Genomic DNA, 18,061 nt, shown 5'->3' with positions numbered 1-18,061 from the left:
GCCTAAGTTTGATTATAGCATTTCCAATCTCTACTCTATGCTCTCGACACTAACTTTCAGTAATGACCTCAAGCAAGCCGTTCAGATTGCCCAGTCGGTAGCGAAAGAAAACCAGCACGCTACGTTTTCGCCTGGACATTTGCTGAAAGGGCTATTGCACAACGATGTAGGTTTATCCAGCGTCTTAGCCATCTGGGATGTAGATATTCATTATCTGCGTGATTGGGCTGATATTCGAATCGAAAAATATCCTAAGTCGGCGCGGCTGGGTGATTCTATCCGTGGAGACGCGCAGGTGCAAGCGGTGTTTGAAGTTTCGGATGTTATCCGGATGAAATTGGGGGAGGAGGAGGTGACGCCTTTGGCCGTTTTGGCCGCGATTGCGCGCCCTGGAGTGGGCTTTCAAAAAGACCAACTGAAATCCTTTCCGCTCACAGAAACCGAGCTTTTGGAAAAATTCATGGCTTCGGCGGGTGTTCAAAGTGCGGTTAACCCACAAAACGGCTCATCTCCTGCCAAAGGCACCCCTACCTCGGTGGGCGGCAACGCCACCGCGCAGGCCTTGTTGAAATACTGTGTTGACAAAACGGCCATTGCCCGCGAGGGCAAACTCGACCCCATCATCGGTCGCGACAAAGAAACCCGCATGATGGTCGAAATCCTAGGCCGACGTACCAAGCCCAATGTTATCATTGTGGGTGAGCCGGGCGTGGGCAAAACCGCCTTGGTCGAAGGATTGGCCCAGTTGATTGTGGCGGAGCAAGTGCCAGGGCATCTCCAAAAAGCCGCACTCTTTCAGCTCGATATGGGCGCGCTCATTGCAGGCGCTTCTTACAAAGGAGAAATCGAAGACCGTCTCAAAAATATCATTGCCGAAGTCAAACAGCACGAACGGGCCTTGCTCTTTATTGACGAAATCCACGTACTGATGGACCCCCAAAGCGGGGCCATGGGACTGGTCAATTTGCTCAAACCCGAACTGGCGCGCGGAGAATTGACCGTCATTGGCGCCACAACGCTCGACGAGTTTCGTAAATTCATGGAACCCGACGAAGCCTTCAGCCGTCGCTTCGAACTCGTCAAAGTCGAAGAACCCGACGAAACCACCGCGGGCCGCATGGTGGGCAAAGTCGTTTCGCTTTTTGAAGACCATCACCAAATCAAAGTCGGCGAAGGAACCATCACCGAAACCGTTCGGCTGGCCCGGCGCTACATCAAAGACCGTCGCCTGCCCGATGCCGCCATTGACCTCATCGACCGCACGATGGCGGCCATGAAACTTATGTCCGAGACCACGCAGCGCGAGATAGATTTTTTGCGTACCGAGCTTTCCAGTCTGCGCGAGTCGCATGGGAGCGGCGACCCGATATTATATACCCAAGAACTGCGCTGGTTTGAACGCCAGTTGCAGCACCGACTCAGTCCGATTTTGTTGGGGCAGTTGGAAGAAGAAACGGAACTTGCCCAAATGGAATTGCCGGAAGCCGTGGCGGATTACCTGACGGAGTTGTTGATAAAACTAGAAACTTTGGGTGGTCAGAAAAAAGAGACGGTGGAAAAACACGATGTGGCGGCCGTAGTGGCGCACAAAACGGGAATTCCGCTGGGTAAACTTCAGTCCAAAGAGCGAGAAAAACTGCTGCAATTGGACGAACACCTCAAAAAACGGGTGGTGGGACAAGACCACGCCATCAAAGTGATTTCGGATGCCATTCTGGAAAACCGCTCGGGGCTGAGCCGTCCGGGGCAGCCGATTGGTTCATTTTTCTTCTCAGGCCCCACGGGTACAGGTAAAACGGAGCTGGCCAAAACGATGGCAGATTTTCTGTTCAACGACGAAAAAGCCCTGATTCGTTTCGATATGTCGGAGTTTAAGGAAGAGCATTCGGCGGCGGTGCTGTACGGTGCGCCTCCGGGCTACGTGGGCTACGAAGAGGGCGGATTGTTGGTGACCAAAATCAAACAACAGCCTTTTGCGATTGTGTTGTTTGACGAAATCGAAAAAGCGCACCCGTCGGTTTTTGACCTGTTTTTGCAGATTCTGGACGAAGGTACGCTGCACGACCGTCTGGGGCGGGAGGGGGATTTCAGCAATGCCATTATTCTGTTTACATCCAACATTGGTGCGGATTGGATAGTGGAGCAGTTTGGGAAGGGTAAAATTCCTGCTTCTAACGACGTGTTGGACTTGATGACCAAGCACTTCCGTCCCGAGTTTTTGGGGCGATTGACGGAAATCATTCCTTTCAGTCCGATTACGGAGAATGCAGTAATCAACATCTTTAATATCCAGCTCAAGCCGTTGGTGGTATTGCTGGAAAAACAGGGTATTACGCTGGAGATTGATGACGAAGCGCGTAAGGCGTTGGCGTTGGAGGGCTTTACGCCCAAATACGGAGCGCGTCCGATTCGGGGGGTGATTCGTAACCGCATTCGTCGACCGCTGTCGCGGATGATTGTTTCGGGAGAAATCAGCAAGGGAAGCTCAGTAACGCTGAAGTTGAGCGAAAATGGTGAGTTTGAGTGGGTGAAAGAAGCTGAATAAAGGTCGGTAACTAATTTTAATAGCCCATGAACGAAGAAGAAAGAGCGCAGATTGTGAGCGAAATTAAAACGATGATGCGCATAAGCCCGATTAATATTGATCTTGAACAATTTGGTATTAAAGTTAAACCCAATTCAGAGTATAAAATAGGTACGCATATCGGTTTTAAGTTCCAGTGCAAAAACCCAGATGGGCTTACAAATGCTTTATTGGGAAGTCAGGAGTTTAATTTAGACAGTACCAGCACGGTTTTAGGTTGGTTTATGCAGCTCGCTACGCATGGAGTGGGCTTTCGACAAATAGGAAGGGCAAGGTCGATACACATTGAGATTGACGAGCAGGATTGTGATATACATATTGATACGCACGGCATTGTAGCAGGGCTGGGAGTGTACTATTTCAAAGGAATGGAAGGCCACTTGAATTGGGATTTGATACCGAGTTATTTCCCAACGCTGCACCTTGGACGGAATTCATTTCTGGGCCTGTACGTAGGCCTTACGGATTCTTTGGATGAAGAAAGCATTTTGGAAGGTTTAGCAACGCACGGCCCAGTGCTTCCAAAACTCAGTAAGGCTACCTTGAATTTGCTTTCAAGGGCGGAGGTGGGCGTACAGCTTTATATCGGTGAAGCAACTGGACTTCGGGCAACTGTATCTGGTTTGGGAGACGAAGCTAAAATATGGGGCTCGTTTGAAACGAGGATTGGACGGGATGCAAACCTTAGGTTTTCAGCCACCTCAAATGAAGCGAAATTAACGCTCGGAGGTACGTGGTGACGACTGGCTTGGAATCGCAGTTTATCGCTGAATGATAGACGATTATACGATGAAGAAAATAACGACTAAGACCATTCATTAATCCTGATTAATACCATGGCTTATACTGTCCCAAATATGAAATTAATACCGCAGGACAAAGGAATGTCTTGTTGGTATGCCAGTGCTCAAATGCTGATTAACTGGCGGAGAGAAATGTACCAAATGTCTGAAATGGGAATTCTTGACCCAAGCGAAGATGCGGGAAGTAAATCTATCTACGCATTGGATAGTGGGATTCAGAATCCGCAGATTATTTCGATGGCCAAGCGACTGGGCTTGGTGGCTGTTCCGCCATTGTCGCCTACCGAAGATGCGATTGAAAACTGGTTGTTTCAATACGGGCCGTTGTGGGTCAATGGCATAAGCCATATTGTGGTTATTGCGGGCATTAAAGCAGGAAACGTATTAATCTACGACCCTTCTCCGGTCAATAAAGGCAGTATTGGCTGGAGAAGTTTGGATACATGGTATGTTGGCAATGCGGTAGATTCGAGAGATACCGCCAATAGTGTGCAAACCGTGTTTTTGCATTGCCCGTAAAAAGAACGTTGGACAAAAATGCTTAACTACTCGGCAACGCGTAGGAATACGCAATTTTTAAAACAGGTGTTTTCACTATAAAATCCTTGAGAGTGAACCGGTAACTTTGTTCAGTATTAAAATAAATAAAAAAAACGCTAAACGACACAGTCATGCCGGTCAATCAAACAATCGTTGCTTGGATAACAACTCGGGTGGGAACACAAATTGGGAACGGGGAATGTTGGACTATGGTCGAAACAACATTGCGGGAGTCGGGAGCGCGCACATCCAACAGTATCATGGGAGCAAGCGGTGTCACTGCCAATGCCGATTACGTGTGGGGAACGCCCACGACCCTAGCCAATCTGGCCCCGGGAGATATTATTCAGATGCGAAACTATCGCTATTCGGAGTCTGACGGGGCTTATCAAACGCGCCCGCACCATTCGGCAATTGTAGAAGCAGTTTGGGCCGACGGCGTGATTGATGTCTTTGAGTGCAATGTCAACGGGTCGCGCCGGGTTCAACAAAATACATTGTATTTTCAGAGCGGCGACGGAATCTCGGTAAGTGGCAGATGGTGGTTTTATCGCCCCATACCAAGAACGTAGAAACGGTGTATTACGTAGAACTACCCGATTTTAAAATCACGTAGTTTCACGATAAAATCCTTGAAAATCAATATTTACCTTTGTAACGTTACTAAAGCATAACCTACTAATAAACCTTAACCATGGCAATCGAAAAACCCCAGTTGGGCGGCGTCGTAATCGACGAAGGTACCAGCGAAGCAATCAAACTCCTCCACGACAACAAAACGGCCATTATCAGCAAGTTTACGGCTGATTCTATGAGTCAAGCTCCCGTAGAAGGTATCCAAAAATTGCAAGATGCGTTCGACCATTTTCAGCCTCAGGTCGAAGTAAGTCATACAACTGAAGAGGGAGCGGAAGTGAATGAAACCCTTAGTTTTACGAGTGTGAGCGCCTTTACGGTAAAGGGAATGATTGAGCAAAGCGGCTTCTTGCAAGAACTGAAGGGCAAGGAAGACGACTACCAAACGCTCATCAAACGCCTGATGACCAACAAAGTGTTCCAAAAATTGTTGGCTGACCCAGCTGGCAAAGCTGCATTTTTAGAAGCCCTCACCGCCATGATTGCCGAATTAGACGCAATTGACGAGGATTAAAAAACACTTTAACTATGTGACCTATGTTTCTCTGTGGTTACACCCCTAACTGAATGACGAACTTTTGCAACTGAAACCCGCTATGGCACAAGAAGAACAACTACCTCAATCAAAAGAACTTTTCAAAGAGAAGGCTGCGCCCCGTCCGTTGACTCAAATAGTCCCTCAATTGTCAAAATATGGTGGTTTTGAGTTTATTAAAACCATCGTGGACGGCACAGAAAATATGGACCCAACCAAAAAGGCGCGTAAAGCGATGTTTTTGGAGGAAGAAGACAACAAAGCTGATCGCAAAAAACTCAAAAAACGCCTTCAGGCCGTGGCTGATTTGCTGTCAGCACACGATAATGTAGCGGATATGATTGCCGATGCCGAACAAAAAGCGTCCTCGGCCAGCGAAACCCTTAAGGCTAACCTACTCAATTGCCTCAGCCAGACGGAGGAACTGGAGCGCTCTTATCGTTCGTTGGCGTTGTTTTTTGAAAATACCGCCGAAGAAAAGGTTAAAAATTTGGTGCTTTTTGATGCAGGCAACGACATGACCACTGATGTAGATGGTTTTAGTAATCCAACAGGAATTTTTGAGCAACTAGCCAAAGAATTGCGTGACAACTACGACCGTTTTGATTTAACAAATAATTATTCCTTGGTGGTGATACCGGGCTGGTTGAAGAAAAATATCATCGTGGACAAATGGGCTGAACTTGCCCACCAAAACAAAACGATGATGATTACCGATTATCGCCACTTAGACAGTGCTGAAGATGTGGAAGCTGCCTTCGACAAAGATAAATTGACTGGCTCGGATGCGTACAAATCGCATGTAATGATGCCTTGCAACTGGGTGGTGGGCCGCGAAGCCAATACTGACATCGGCGAAGAAGATCACCTTTTTGTACCTCCTTCGATGGCCTTGGCTGGCTTACTTTGGGGCGGAAATATTGCCCAGCCATCGGCGGGATTGGCCAACGGTAAACTCAAAATGGCCAGCGGAACGCGCTTCACGATGCGTAAAAACGAAGTGGCACAATTGGAAAACAGAGGCTTGATTCCGCTGATTTATGAGTGGGGACGCGTGGTGCCGCAGTCGGCCAAAACCCTCTTTGACGGCGACAACGTCGGCTTACAAACGTACAGTGTGGTACGTGTGTTTGACTGGATTGGCAAAATCATGCAAGATTTCCTGAACCGTCGCACGTTTGAGAACATCGATAATAAGATGTTGGAAGACATCAAAAAGCAGATTTCGAAGTTCTTGGCCGAAATTCGCGGACCGGGCAAAATCATCGAAGACTACCGCAATCTGGAAGTAAAGCGCCATCCACAGAAGCCTACCCACGTGATTGTGAACATGGATTTGAAGCCCTTCTTTCCCGCCAAAGTATTTGCTATCAACATGACCGGCACCAAAGGCGATTGGGATTCGGAATTGAAACCGTAAAACTTCAGAAGGTGTCACTCCGTAAAAAGAGTGACACCCATTAAAAGACACAAAGATGGGAAAGCCCGCTGCTGCTGTAGGTGATATGCATATTTGTCCGATGGTAACGCCTGGTACACCGCCTGTTCCTCACGTAGGAGGACCAATTTTACCTCCTGGCGCGCCGACGGTTTTGATTGGGGGAAAGTTTGCAGCTACTTTTGGAAATATGTGTGTATGTACTGGGCCACCTGACAGTATTGTGTTAGGCTCTTTGGGGGTGTTCATTGGTGGCAATCCCTCGGCCAGAATAGGTGACACTACGGCCCACGGCGGAAGTGTAGTGTTAGGTAATTTTACAGTACTGGTAGGCGATTTAGATGTTTCTACTTTAACTCCTGCTAATATTGGTTTTATCTTGGGCTTTATTAACAACTCCAATTCCGTCGTCAATTGTGGGCATATCATCGACCAAGTTATTAGTATGATACGTACTGGTACGGGGGGCGCCGCCCCTGCGGGAGGAGATGGATCGTTCTCAGAAATTAATAGTCGTTTAGGGGTTAATATTAACTTTAACAACCCCACCAACCTGAACACTGTCTTCAACCAAGTACAAGCTGGCGGACCAGGTACAATGCAAGTTGTTGGCATTGATTATGGAAATGGAAATTCACACATAGTAGTTGTAGCAAACGTTAACGGCCAGACGGGAGTGATGGAAGGACAAAATTGGGGCCCAGGGCAAGACCGAGGTTTTATTACCGACCCAGCCGTAGCCAATGCCCGATACAATCCCAACGGAACTACTACTTATGCCGCGAGTCCAGTGCCATAACTCAACTAAATGGAACCTTAGGATGAAACGATATTGGTTGTATCTGATGCTCATTGCAGTTTGTCAAACGTATTGTGTTGGGCAAAAAAAACAACAAAAATTATCCAAAAATAAAATGGTTGACTACTATCAAGCACGGACGATTGCACTCGAAAAAATGGCTACATTTTCTCCCGCAAAAGATATAGTACTGTGGGAAGAAAAAACCATCACAAAACCCTACGGATGGATCTTTATTTTCACTACTGAAAAATACATTGAAACCCGTAATCCAAATGATACTCGGCCTGGCACGCCCGCTATTATTGTAGAATACCAAACAGGACTAGCCACCGAAACACCTTCCTCCGTGCCTCTGGAAACCTTTTTGAGAGAATTTGAGAAGAAGTTTCAGCCAAAGTATTAAGGAGATTCAACAACATTAACCAATCAAGTAGGAATTCAATCATTTATTTTTCACTCATAAACATTTTAACCTCAAAACGCTTACAACCATGGCACACAAGGCAACCATCAAAATCGACGGCACTGAATTCGAAGTACTACATTGTTCATACTCGTTTCACCAACACGTAAATCCTCATACCAACGAAACTACTTCAGAAGTATTTGGCGGCAACATCGACGTAACCATCGAAACGCGAAACGCAAACGCGAAAATCATTGAATTGATGACCCTCCAACACAAAGACGACATCGACGGCGAAATTAAATTTGTGAACCAAAAAGGCGAAGAACTACGCACGATCAAGTTTAATGATGCCTCGGTGGTCAACTTCAGCGAAACCTTTAACTTGGCAGGAGCGGGCACAGGAACCCAAACTTTTACCATCTGCTCACGGGACTTGGACGTCAATGGGCAAAAATTGAAATTGAAAAGAGAGTAGCCTCTAAGCCTTTGGTTGTGCCGCATTTTGCGAAATAAACCCTCGCTAATGTGGCACAACTGCGTTTTTGATAGATTGACACTTTTTATTTTTAGCAAGTTACACGTTACATCATGGCTCTCACCAACACTTTTACTGCCAGCACTGAAATCACCATCAACGGTGAAACCATTCGGCGCGTCAATCACCTGCGGATTGGTCAACGGTTTGAAAGTCACCACGATTTCGAAATCAGCGTATCGCCAGATATGCTCGCCAATCGATTTATAAAATTGAAAGAACTGGCAGAAAAATTTGTGGGAAAAACGGCGGCCATCACCCTGCGTCAGGGTCGGTTAGGTGTAACTGAACAAACGCAGATTTTTTCGGGAATCGTCACGTCGATTCGGTTGGTTAAGGGGCAAAGCCAATCGAGTACTTATCTGATTTCGGGGTTAAGCCCCACCATCCAATTAGCGGCGGGTGTGACAACGCGCAGTTTTACTGATAAATCGCTGATGGATATTGTTACACAGGTACTTTCTCCTTTTCCCTTCGCCTCAAGTATGGCTCCAGCCAACAGTACGCCTATTCCTTACGTGACGCAGTATGAAGAAGATAACTTCCATTTTTTGCAACGCTTGGCTGAAGAGTTTGGCGAATGGATGTTTTATGACGGACGATCGTTGATTTTTGGTAAAAATATCCGAGAAACCTCCCCCACGGTAGCCTTGACCCACGGCACCAATCTGTTTGATATGGAATACGGATTGCGGGTAACACCCCTCAATTTTAAGGCTTCCTATTTTAATTATGAGGCGTTTGATTTATTTAAAGCAGATTCGACAAGTGAACAGGTAGAAGGGCTCAGCTCTTTTTCCCAAATGACATTTGACCGCTCCAAAGAAGTTTTTGCCGACGATTTGATGAATATCAACTTCACTGACCATGTCAGTGAAAGTAGTCTTAAAACGGCGGTGAAACTCAAGAGAAGTGAGCAGGCCAATAAATTGGCCGTGTTTACGGGACGCAGTCCCGAAATGGAGATGAAAATAGGTGGCTTGGTGAACATCACTGAGCCAGTGTTTATAGATGGAATACGTACAGATACCATTGATTACGGCACGTTTGTGGTGACCCGATTGAATCATTTTGTCGATGCCCGTGGCGTATATCAGGCTAATTTTGAGGCGGTTCCGCAGGATAGTACTTTTCCGCCCGTTGATTATCGAATTGTGACACCGGTAGCTCGGCCACACATCGCGCAGGTGAGGGATACGAATGATCCGTTGAAATTGGGACGGATAAAAGTCCAGTTTGGATGGCAACCGCAGGGTGAAACAACGCCGTTTCTTCGAGTAGCGAGCATGATGACTGGTCGTTCAAAAGGATATTTCATCCCCGAGGTTAGCGATATGGTAATGGTGGACTTTGAGTTTGGCAATCCTGACCTCCCTTATGTAAGCGGAAGTTTGTACGCCAACGATGGAGGCACTCGAATGCCCGGTGATGAATTATTTAAAGCAGATAATCACATCAAGGGAATCATTACCCGGGGGGGTAATCACATTATTATTGACGATAGCGACGGGAAGGAAAACATTAAAATTTTTAACAAAGAAAATAAAAATGAGATTGAACTATCACTCGATGGCGGATCTCACATAAATATCAAAAGTAAAGGTTCGGTGAATATTAGTGCGGGTAGTATCAATCTCAATGCTTCAAAAATTAATATCAAAGCGTCGGAAGATTTGGTGTTACACGGAGAAGACAATATCAAGGGTACGTCAAAAGACAAGATTGATATCCAAGCCAAGAGCTATAAACTAAAATCTGACACGGATGTGGATATTGAAGGAATGAACGTAAATATCAAGGCAACAGCCAATGCCAAAGTAGAAGCTGGAGCACAATTGGAGCTTAAAGGTGGCCCCATGGCGACCATGAAAGCAGGCATTATTCAAATCAATTGATTATGGCCGACGAATATTATCCCGTTCCACCCTCGTTTGGGGCACTGATGAAGCGCCAATTCACCGAAAAAATTTCGGTGGAAGATTCCATTGCCCAAAATATATCGCTTTACTTGGCTTCCAAACCCAAGGAGTTTCATTTTGACCATAATTACGGATGCATCATTCATGGCTATGATTTTCGGCAATTGAGAGATACGCCCAGCAAAGACCAAATCAAACGGTCGGTGGAAGAATACCTCAAAAAATTTGAACCGCGAATTACAATTGTTAAAGTTGATATAGAAATTACGGATGTAGAAGAAAAAGTAGAAGGTGGCAGCCCCCGTATTTGTCGCTATATTCAGATTGTGATTTCAAGTACGTTGGTGCAGACGCAGGAACGCTTGAAAGACATGAAGTTTCGTTTGGTAAGATACTCTTGAGGTAAGCTGCTCACCAATAACCCCTAACTATGTACAACGAACCTCAACGATACAAAACCCGCGAACAAATCCGAAGCGAAATGATTCGGGAAATTGCGCGTTTGTGGCATTATGACGAAAGCGATTTAGCCATTGAGAGCTTTGATCCGCTCGTCGGGATGCTGTTGGGTGCTTTTGCGACGGGCCTTGAAAATGTTCATCATGAGTTAGACAATTCGCGGAGCCGGGTGGTACAGCGCTTGGCACATTTGCTTACGCCAGAGGTCCTGACGGGGCCGCAGCCCGCCCATGCCATGATGAAAGCGGGTATCATTGACCCTACTTTTGACGTATTACCAGAACATACGTTTAACTGTGCGTTGGCGGGGAAAGAGTTTTTTTTCTCATCGGTGGGGCAGTATACCCTGCATAATCTCCGATTGAATACCGTCATCATGCAAAGCCGTATCCGAGAGATGGGTACGGGAGGCGCACCGCGTGAGTTCTTTATGGACCAGGCGTTGCCGTTGGATGAAGTCTGGATTGGTCTGTCTTTAAACGAAGAATTGGAGGCCCTTGATGACCTTGCGCTCTTTTTTGATTGGCGCAATGACCCCTCCCGTGCAGTCCATTTGAGCCGTTTATTGGACGTTCGGATGTTTACCGACACCGAAGAACTTCAAGTAGTGCAGGGGTTGGTCAACAAAAAATCTTTTGACGGTCTGGCCAATGAACTGGGCGCTTCGGCTCGGATTGAGCGAACGGTACAACGCCAATACGATGGGCAGGTACTTAGCGTCAGCAGTCGCAATCGACAAACTGGGGAGGAAATTCCGATTCAAAGCCAAAAGAAAAAATATCCCGAAGCCATCACTTCTTTCCTGCGCCCTGATGAGCTTCAGCGGTATTTTGTGCAAGAATTGTTTTGGGTAAAAATCAAATTTCCGGGTGCGTTATCACCAGAAATTTTGTCACGTATGTACCTCGATGTAAACGCTTTTCCCGTGGTCAACCGCCGGGCGGTTACTAATTTTCAGGAATTGCGTGCGTTGTTTAATGTATTTCCCATTCGTACCGACGAAACCGACTTTTTTCTGGATATGATTGAAGTTGAGACGCCTGCGGGGGTCAAACTCGCCAATGTGCAGCAGTTCAATCGAGAAACGGGTAATCAATATTTGCTCCGACAGGGTGGCGTGGCGCGTTTTGATGAGCGCGATGCTTCCGAAATTTTGTCGTATTTGGTGGATTTACTGCGGGACGAAGGTGCCATGTTTATGGCCTTGGGGCGTGGTGAAATCGAAAACGATGTGGAAGAAATTCGGAAGCGGCTGGAACGTATCAGCAACATTATTAAAAAAGATAATTTTCAAAACTGGTTTATCAGCGCCAAAACCACCGAAAAAACGGGGAGACTCAGTGTGCGTTATTGGACCACGAAAGCCGATGCCGCCAACAACCTCGCGTTTGGGACAAAACTCATGCGAGACCGCGCAAATATTGCTTTTACGGACGAGACAACGATGCTCCTCACAACCACCAAAGGCGGGCAGCGCCCGTTGCAGGGAGACGATAATTTGCCCGTTTTCAAAAAAGCAATCCTTACCCGAGGGCGCGCCGTGACGATGGAAGATTACAAAGCGGTGTGTTTTGCCGAACTGGGCGATAAACTAAAACGGGTGGAAATCAGTAAGGGTTTCAGCATGGGAGCGTCTCAGTATCAGGGGCTACAGCGAACTTTGGACATCAATCTTACGCCTAATCCTGCTAAACCACTTCCGCCCGAGCAATGGTCGGAGTATAGTTTACGCATCAAACATTTGTTGGAAGAACAGTCGTCGGGCGTTTTGCCCATCCGGATGCTGGTCAACGGGACAGTCACGTAAGTGCAGGTCGATTTCTGACTTCATACTTCCGATTTCTTACTTCTGCCTTCCTTTTAATCAACCAAGCCACTAAAATCACACATGTCACCCGAAGAACTCAAATCAGCGTTGGATCAATTGCCCGTCAGGCGGCTTCGGGTAGAGGCCGTGGTGGACGAGTTGATTGCGAGCGGGTTTTGTCGGAAAGAAGAAATTGTCATTTATCCCGAACGCTCCTCGGCGTATTTTTACGAAAGGGATGTTTCAGAAATCGAGGAAGTATTCAACGAACTCACTGGAACGTCGTGGTATCGGGTCAATACCCCCCGCGATGGCCTGTACGACACCTTGCCTGAGCGCCTTTTTCACCGCCCCACTGGCCGCAATAAAACGGATGAGCAATGGGAGGAGATTCGGAATGAAGAAGAACGCCAAGAAGACGATGCGCGGCAGTTTTTTCTGCCGTTTGATAACGCCATTACCCACCAACGGGTGCGCATTGAGCAGTTTGAAAAACAAGCCTTGGCGGGGCAGGATAAAGGTTTTTTGAAAGAATTTTTAGCCGTTTTCTGGCCGGAAAGTGCCCATCTATCTTTGACAGATAATCAGCAGGCTTCCTTGTTTCAAATCACGACCATTGCCCACAAAGCGGCGGGGAATTTGGTGTGGATGCGCGATTGTTTTGAGCAATTGTTGGGTGATTCGGTGGAACTGGACTACGAGTCGATTGTTCAGTCATTACCAGTTGAAGCCCCTTTTATGCCACTGGGAGAGGCCGCATTGGGCGTGGATACGGTCATTGCTACCCCTTCGTTGACAGACCAATTCCTTTGTTTGAAAATCTCCATCGGTCCACTCTCAGCCCACCAAATGGAAGGGTATGTTCCCAATGGCAGACAACGAAAAATGGTCGATTTTCTGGCTGGATTGTTAGTGCCGATTGAATTGGATTGGCGGTTGGAATTGTTGCCCCAAAAATCCGATGATGGATTTCAGTTAAATAATGGAAGTCAGGCGGCATTATTAGGTTTTACGACGGTTTTATGAGTATTTTTAGTGAAGAATGGAGACTAATTTCAAATTCAGTAATTAATCAATTGTAGGAATGTCGTCAACAATACTTACGCTTTTAATCGGAAATATTGCCTTTGGAATAGCCAATTTAGGGATTGTTGCCTATTTAAAATCATCTGCGATTTTCTCCAAGAAATTGTTGATGCACGTGCTCATCGTCTTTGCTCTATTTGCGGCGTTGGGAGGGATGGTTAGTCAAATAACGTCGCTGTCGTTGAGTTTTATTGTGTTCGAAACGGGCGCTTTGATTTTAGGGGTTATCTTTTTAATAACGGTCTACAAAACCTTTTCTACGTGGCTGGAACGTAAAGAGTTTGCCACTGGATTTTGGTTATGCGTCTCACTCATGTTTTTTGGGATGGCGGGCTTTATCCTTTCGTATTCCCTTATTTCCAAACAAACCGGGATGTTTATTCCGTATCTTTCGCTTGGGGCTTTGCGGTATTTGTTGCCTTATGTGTTCATCAAATCGTATGATTTCTGGACGGCTATTCCGCCGAGTGTTTATCGAAAATGGTATTATCCCGTCACGACGCGTGTGCCAGGGATTGAATTGCGAAATACGATGCGGGTCAAGGTCAGAATCAGCAAGAAACCCAATGACCCCACGTGGGAAGGCCACGAATTTGAAGCGCCCCAAGATCGTACTTTGGGCGAATGGCTGCATTATATGATGAATTTGTACAATACCAAAGTGGACCCCAATAACCCTATCTTGTTTGAAGATATTCAAACGGGCCGGGCCGTGGGGTGGGTTTTTTATACCTCCTCGTTTTGGGGGTTATTTAAAACGTACCTTGACCCTGAAAAAAACTTTATACAAAATAACATAACCACGAGCACACCGATTATTGCGCGTAGTTATACCGATTAAACCTGCGTATGGCAACTCCAACTTCAAAGCATTTACCGATCAACTGGGTGGACGGGATGAAAATCACCAAAGACCACCTGTTGGGCAGTGATTTGGCCGCAATCGACGCAATGTGCGATGTGGCCCGTACGCACTTAAACGCCCATACTTACGGCCTTCTGCCTTCCAACGACGGAAAAGTGTGTCAACTGAGCCAAAACGGCAATGAACTGACGCTGCCGTTTTGTCGGGCTGTTACGCCGGGCGGCGTTCGCATTGAATTCCCCGCTTATGCCAGTCAACCCTCGCTGACCTGCTCGCTGTCAAGTATTCAAAACGAATTGCTCAATGAGCGGAGCACGGAGTTTTATGTGTTGCTCATTGTTGACCCGACCAATGTCGTGCCGTTTGGCGAACCCGACCCCAAGGAATCGCCGCTGCGTTTGCCTTATTGGATGCCGTCGCTCCGATTGGCCGTCGCTACCGCCGAGCATATCAAGCACAATACCTCTGGTATTCATCATTTGGTGGTGGGAAAACTCAAAAAAGTAAATCAGCAATTCAACTTGCTCTCGGAGTGGGAATACGTGCCGCCGTGCATGAATATCAGCGCCCATCCAACGCTGATGTGGTATTATGACCATTTTGACGCCTTGATTGGACAGATTGACAAAAACGCTGAGACCACCGTGCAAAATGTATATTTGAAAGCGCAGGACGACTGGTCAAAAAATGTGGGGATATTGGCCCAAAAAGTAATCCTGCACATAGCCGACTCGTATGACCACTATCGCTTGATTCTCAACGAATCGTCGCCTGCGTATTTTGTGGAATATTTCGCGCGATTTGCCCGGGTTTTTATGGGCACCCTACGTTGTTTGCCCCAACGTAACAAAGAATACATGTACAATTATTTTGGACAACGTTTTGGCGTAACGCAGGCTTCGTTTGAGGCAAAACTCAATTTGTTGGTAAAAATTCAGTACAATCACAACGACGTCGTTCCTGCTTTTGCGCTCATCAAAGATTTTCTGGACAATCTCAACGCCATTTTTAATGAATTAAGCGGCCTCGAATACGTCTACAAAGGCGATAGCGACGGCGGGTATCGCGGAAGGGAGCAATACCGGTCGTAAAAGGGGAAAAGTTACAAAAGTGTATGCGTGTAACGAAATGGCGTGGGCCTTCATTAAGTGGTAATTATAAGGGTTAAATCGGTCACCGAAACATGAGTCCTTTTCTAAAATATATTTTGGTCAGCTTGCTTTTTTTTGGATTGCTGACGGCCATAAGTTACCGTTTTCTGAACCCGCGCTCGGCGGGCAAAGCGGCGCTTTCTTCCCAAACGGAAGCGCGGTTTTTGACGGATGTACAGTTACTAGATACCCTTTATCGTTCGTTCAGGATGGCCATCAAAGGCACTGATTTGAGCGCTTTGGCGCAAACAAAAAGCAATCTTCAGGAACAACTTGACGCAATGCAAAAACGCCCCGCAGAGGCTACGGTATTAGACACTGTTTTCAGACGCGTAGTTCGCAATTATAAATTTCTGATACTGGTCAATGAAGAAGCCGTAGCCAATCAAAAAGAGATAGTCGCAAAAAAACAGGCGTATAAAGACCAAATTGAGCGTTTGACGCAGGATAATCAATTTTTGAAACTCCAGATTGCAACCATGCAGTCTCAGCCGCCACCGCCGCCCGTTGCGCGCATTAAATGAATGCAAAAATGGCATCAGGAGCGTATTTAATTTTGTCTCCCAGATTCGAATTCCTAAGATATGAAAGCCCTTAACACTGAAATACGCCGTTCTCGCATTATGTACTTCTGGGCCTGTTATGCAGGCGTTGTGGTCTTGTTGGGTATTTCAATCTATCTAAACCTCCGTAAAATCCCTGAATTAGCCCTTCAACGGAATCAATCGACCGAAACAGAAATAAAAAGCTTTTTGGTCGAAACAGACCGCTTGGATGATTATATCGAAGTGTTGACCAAGACAAAGCCGTTTTCTGCCAAGCAGTTACAGACTGTTTTCGGGTTTATCACTAAACTTCAGCAACGATATGATAAACCGCTTTTTAGGTCTGTCCTGAAAAGTTACGAGGCTTATTTGACGGATTTGGGTAATGCGAGGTTAATACAAGACGATGAATGGAAACAACTCACGGATAAGTACGGTCAGTTGGTTCAGGAAAAGCAAAGCCTTGAACTGCGGCTCCAACAACTTGAACAACAACGCACTCAACCCTAAAATGCCTGTTTAGCGTTAAATTTACCTCTGTTATTGTCACGATATGATTCGCCTACTGTTTGTTTTTGGTTGTATCCTTTTTTCGGTCGCATCGGTTGCCCAAAAAGTAACTTTTGATGACTACAAAAAACGAGCGGATGCGTGTTTTAAAAAACAGGATTATCAATGCGCTAAAGAAAATTATGAACGTGCGTTGCGCATTCGAAACGAAGAACCTTACTGTAAAAGCCAACTCCAGAAAGCCATCAAAGCGTTGGCTCAGAAAACTAACGCTTCCGTTACGCCCAATCCCACGTCGTTTCCCCGAAAAAATACAAATTCCAACCCTGTAACCGAAAAAAACGTAAGCCGCGCTGAATTACCCGATTTTGTACTCGTTAAAGGCGGCACATTTTCAATGGGGGACGACAAAGGAGCCATTGATGAGCGCCCAGTACATTCTGTGACGCTCGCTGATTTTTTTGTGGCAAAGCATGAGGTGACGGTTGTTCAATACCGAACATTCACTAAAGCTACTGGAAAGGTAATGCCCGCACCGCCCAATTGGGGTTGGCAGGATGAGCATCCTATAGTTGGGGTGTCGTGGGACGATGCCGTGGCGTATTGCGAATGGCTTTCGGGTCAGCTAAAAAAAAGAGTTCGTCTTTTGACGGAAGCCGAATGGGAATACGCAGCCTGCGGTGGTGCGGCTAAAAATGCGGTTGCGACCGAAGAGTTGGGTTGGTATGCTGGAAATACCGACGGCGCGGGCACGAAACCCGTCAATACCAAAAAAGCGAACAAGCTAGGACTATTTGACATGGGTGGCAATGCCGCCGAATGGTGCGCCGATTGGTACGATAAAAATTATTATGCCAACAGTCCAAGTACCGCTCCTGCGGGCCCGCCGCAGGGAAGCGGTCGAGTGGTGAGAGGGCGCTCGTTTGGTGACGAACCCAAACCGCTTACGTTTCGTTATGGATTAGCACCCGCATCAAAAAAAAATACGGTAGGCTTTCGGGTGTGTTATGAGTAATTAATGTAGGCCAAAACAGTCTCAATATGTCGGATGTAATTCTTTTTGACGGTGTCTGTAATTTCTGCAACGCGAGTATCAACTTCGTTATCGACCGTGATGCCGCGCGAAGGTTTCGGTTTGCCTCGCTACAATCTGATTTCGGCCAGCGACTCTTAGCCGAGAATAATCGCCAATTGACCGATTTTGACACCGTGCTTTTGCTGAGAGAGGGGAAGCTATACGAAAAATCGGATGCGGCACTGGAGATAGCGCGTTATCTGAAAGGCTGGTCTTGGCTGTATCTGTTTCGCTTCGTGCCTCGTTTCATCCGTGATTTCTTCTACGACATCATTGCCAAAAATCGGTACCGACTGTTTGGTAAGAGCGAGTCCTGCCGTATCCCCACGCCCGAAGAGAAAAAATTGTTTGTGATAGAGTGA

19 protein-coding genes are annotated in these 18,061 nt (G+C 46.6%); all 19 read left to right on the top strand.

From position 1 onward, the window contains the following. The first annotated feature begins 37 nt into the window (after positions 1-37). The 19 genes from DVG78_RS08575 (at position 38) to DVG78_RS08485 (ending at position 18,061) form a co-directional block, all read left to right on the top strand. The gene (locus DVG78_RS08575; protein ID WP_114460827.1) at positions 38-2,545 is read left to right on the top strand and encodes an ATP-dependent Clp protease ATP-binding subunit; all 2,508 of its coding nucleotides are present in this window, start codon (positions 38-40) and stop codon (positions 2,543-2,545) included. Between the two features lie 26 nt (positions 2,546-2,571). Continuing rightward, the gene (locus tag DVG78_RS08570; RefSeq protein WP_114460689.1) at positions 2,572-3,324 is read left to right on the top strand and encodes a hypothetical protein; all 753 of its coding nucleotides are present in this window, start codon (positions 2,572-2,574) and stop codon (positions 3,322-3,324) included. A gap of 96 nt (positions 3,325-3,420) precedes the next feature. Further along, entirely contained in the window at positions 3,421-3,906 is a 486-nt protein-coding gene (locus DVG78_RS08565; protein WP_114460688.1) for a papain-like cysteine protease family protein, read from the top strand. 152 nt (positions 3,907-4,058) lie between these two features. Further along, positions 4,059-4,499, top strand: a complete 441-nt coding sequence (locus DVG78_RS08560) for a hypothetical protein (RefSeq protein WP_147277025.1) — start codon at positions 4,059-4,061, stop codon at positions 4,497-4,499. Positions 4,500-4,621: 122 nt separating this feature from the next. Continuing rightward, positions 4,622-5,077: a hypothetical protein gene (locus DVG78_RS08555; protein ID WP_114460686.1), complete on the top strand. Its 456-nt coding sequence runs from the start codon at positions 4,622-4,624 to the stop codon at positions 5,075-5,077. Between the two features lie 82 nt (positions 5,078-5,159). Then, positions 5,160-6,518: a phage tail sheath C-terminal domain-containing protein gene (locus DVG78_RS08550; RefSeq protein ID WP_114460685.1), complete on the top strand. Its 1,359-nt coding sequence runs from the start codon at positions 5,160-5,162 to the stop codon at positions 6,516-6,518. 55 nt (positions 6,519-6,573) lie between these two features. After that, entirely contained in the window at positions 6,574-7,335 is a 762-nt protein-coding gene (locus tag DVG78_RS30540) for a PAAR domain-containing contractile injection system baseplate protein (RefSeq protein WP_114460684.1), read from the top strand. A gap of 22 nt (positions 7,336-7,357) precedes the next feature. Continuing rightward, positions 7,358-7,741, top strand: a complete 384-nt coding sequence (locus tag DVG78_RS08540; protein ID WP_147277024.1) for a YrhB domain-containing protein — start codon at positions 7,358-7,360, stop codon at positions 7,739-7,741. Between the two features lie 88 nt (positions 7,742-7,829). Then, positions 7,830-8,222 (top strand): type VI secretion system tube protein TssD, encoded by a 393-nt coding sequence (gene tssD, locus DVG78_RS08535; protein ID WP_114065184.1) that lies wholly within the window; start codon positions 7,830-7,832, stop codon positions 8,220-8,222. A 113-nt stretch (positions 8,223-8,335) separates the two neighbouring features. Then, positions 8,336-10,177 carry a type VI secretion system Vgr family protein gene (locus DVG78_RS08530; protein WP_114460682.1) on the top strand — a complete coding sequence of 614 codons (1,842 nt, stop codon included), beginning with the start codon at positions 8,336-8,338 and terminating at the stop codon, positions 10,175-10,177. Positions 10,178-10,179: 2 nt separating this feature from the next. Then, positions 10,180-10,602, top strand: a complete 423-nt coding sequence (locus tag DVG78_RS08525) for a GPW/gp25 family protein (protein ID WP_114460681.1) — start codon at positions 10,180-10,182, stop codon at positions 10,600-10,602. 29 nt (positions 10,603-10,631) lie between these two features. After that, positions 10,632-12,467 (top strand): type VI secretion system baseplate subunit TssF, encoded by a 1,836-nt coding sequence (locus DVG78_RS08520; protein WP_114460680.1) that lies wholly within the window; start codon positions 10,632-10,634, stop codon positions 12,465-12,467. A gap of 81 nt (positions 12,468-12,548) precedes the next feature. Continuing rightward, entirely contained in the window at positions 12,549-13,493 is a 945-nt protein-coding gene (locus DVG78_RS08515; protein ID WP_114460679.1) for a type VI secretion system baseplate subunit TssG, read from the top strand. A gap of 58 nt (positions 13,494-13,551) precedes the next feature. Next, positions 13,552-14,394, top strand: coding sequence for a TssN family type VI secretion system protein (locus DVG78_RS08510; RefSeq protein ID WP_114460678.1), 843 nt, complete (start codon positions 13,552-13,554; stop codon positions 14,392-14,394). Positions 14,395-14,402: 8 nt separating this feature from the next. Continuing rightward, the gene (locus DVG78_RS08505) at positions 14,403-15,509 is read left to right on the top strand and encodes a hypothetical protein (RefSeq protein ID WP_147277023.1); all 1,107 of its coding nucleotides are present in this window, start codon (positions 14,403-14,405) and stop codon (positions 15,507-15,509) included. A gap of 92 nt (positions 15,510-15,601) precedes the next feature. Further along, complete coding sequence (locus tag DVG78_RS08500; RefSeq protein ID WP_114460676.1) at positions 15,602-16,093, top strand: hypothetical protein; 492 nt, start codon at positions 15,602-15,604, stop codon at positions 16,091-16,093. A 60-nt stretch (positions 16,094-16,153) separates the two neighbouring features. Beyond that, positions 16,154-16,624 (top strand): hypothetical protein, encoded by a 471-nt coding sequence (locus DVG78_RS08495; RefSeq protein WP_114460675.1) that lies wholly within the window; start codon positions 16,154-16,156, stop codon positions 16,622-16,624. A 43-nt stretch (positions 16,625-16,667) separates the two neighbouring features. After that, positions 16,668-17,639: a formylglycine-generating enzyme family protein gene (locus DVG78_RS08490; protein WP_114460674.1), complete on the top strand. Its 972-nt coding sequence runs from the start codon at positions 16,668-16,670 to the stop codon at positions 17,637-17,639. 26 nt (positions 17,640-17,665) lie between these two features. Further along, positions 17,666-18,061: a thiol-disulfide oxidoreductase DCC family protein gene (locus DVG78_RS08485; protein ID WP_114460673.1), complete on the top strand. Its 396-nt coding sequence runs from the start codon at positions 17,666-17,668 to the stop codon at positions 18,059-18,061.

Origin of the sequence: Runella aurantiaca (assembly GCF_003339505.1) — a bacterium.
In the GTDB taxonomy this organism is placed as follows: domain Bacteria; phylum Bacteroidota; class Bacteroidia; order Cytophagales; family Spirosomataceae; genus Runella; species Runella aurantiaca.
Note: the sequence above shows the minus strand (reverse complement) of the source record. Positions and strands in the feature narration are given on the sequence as shown.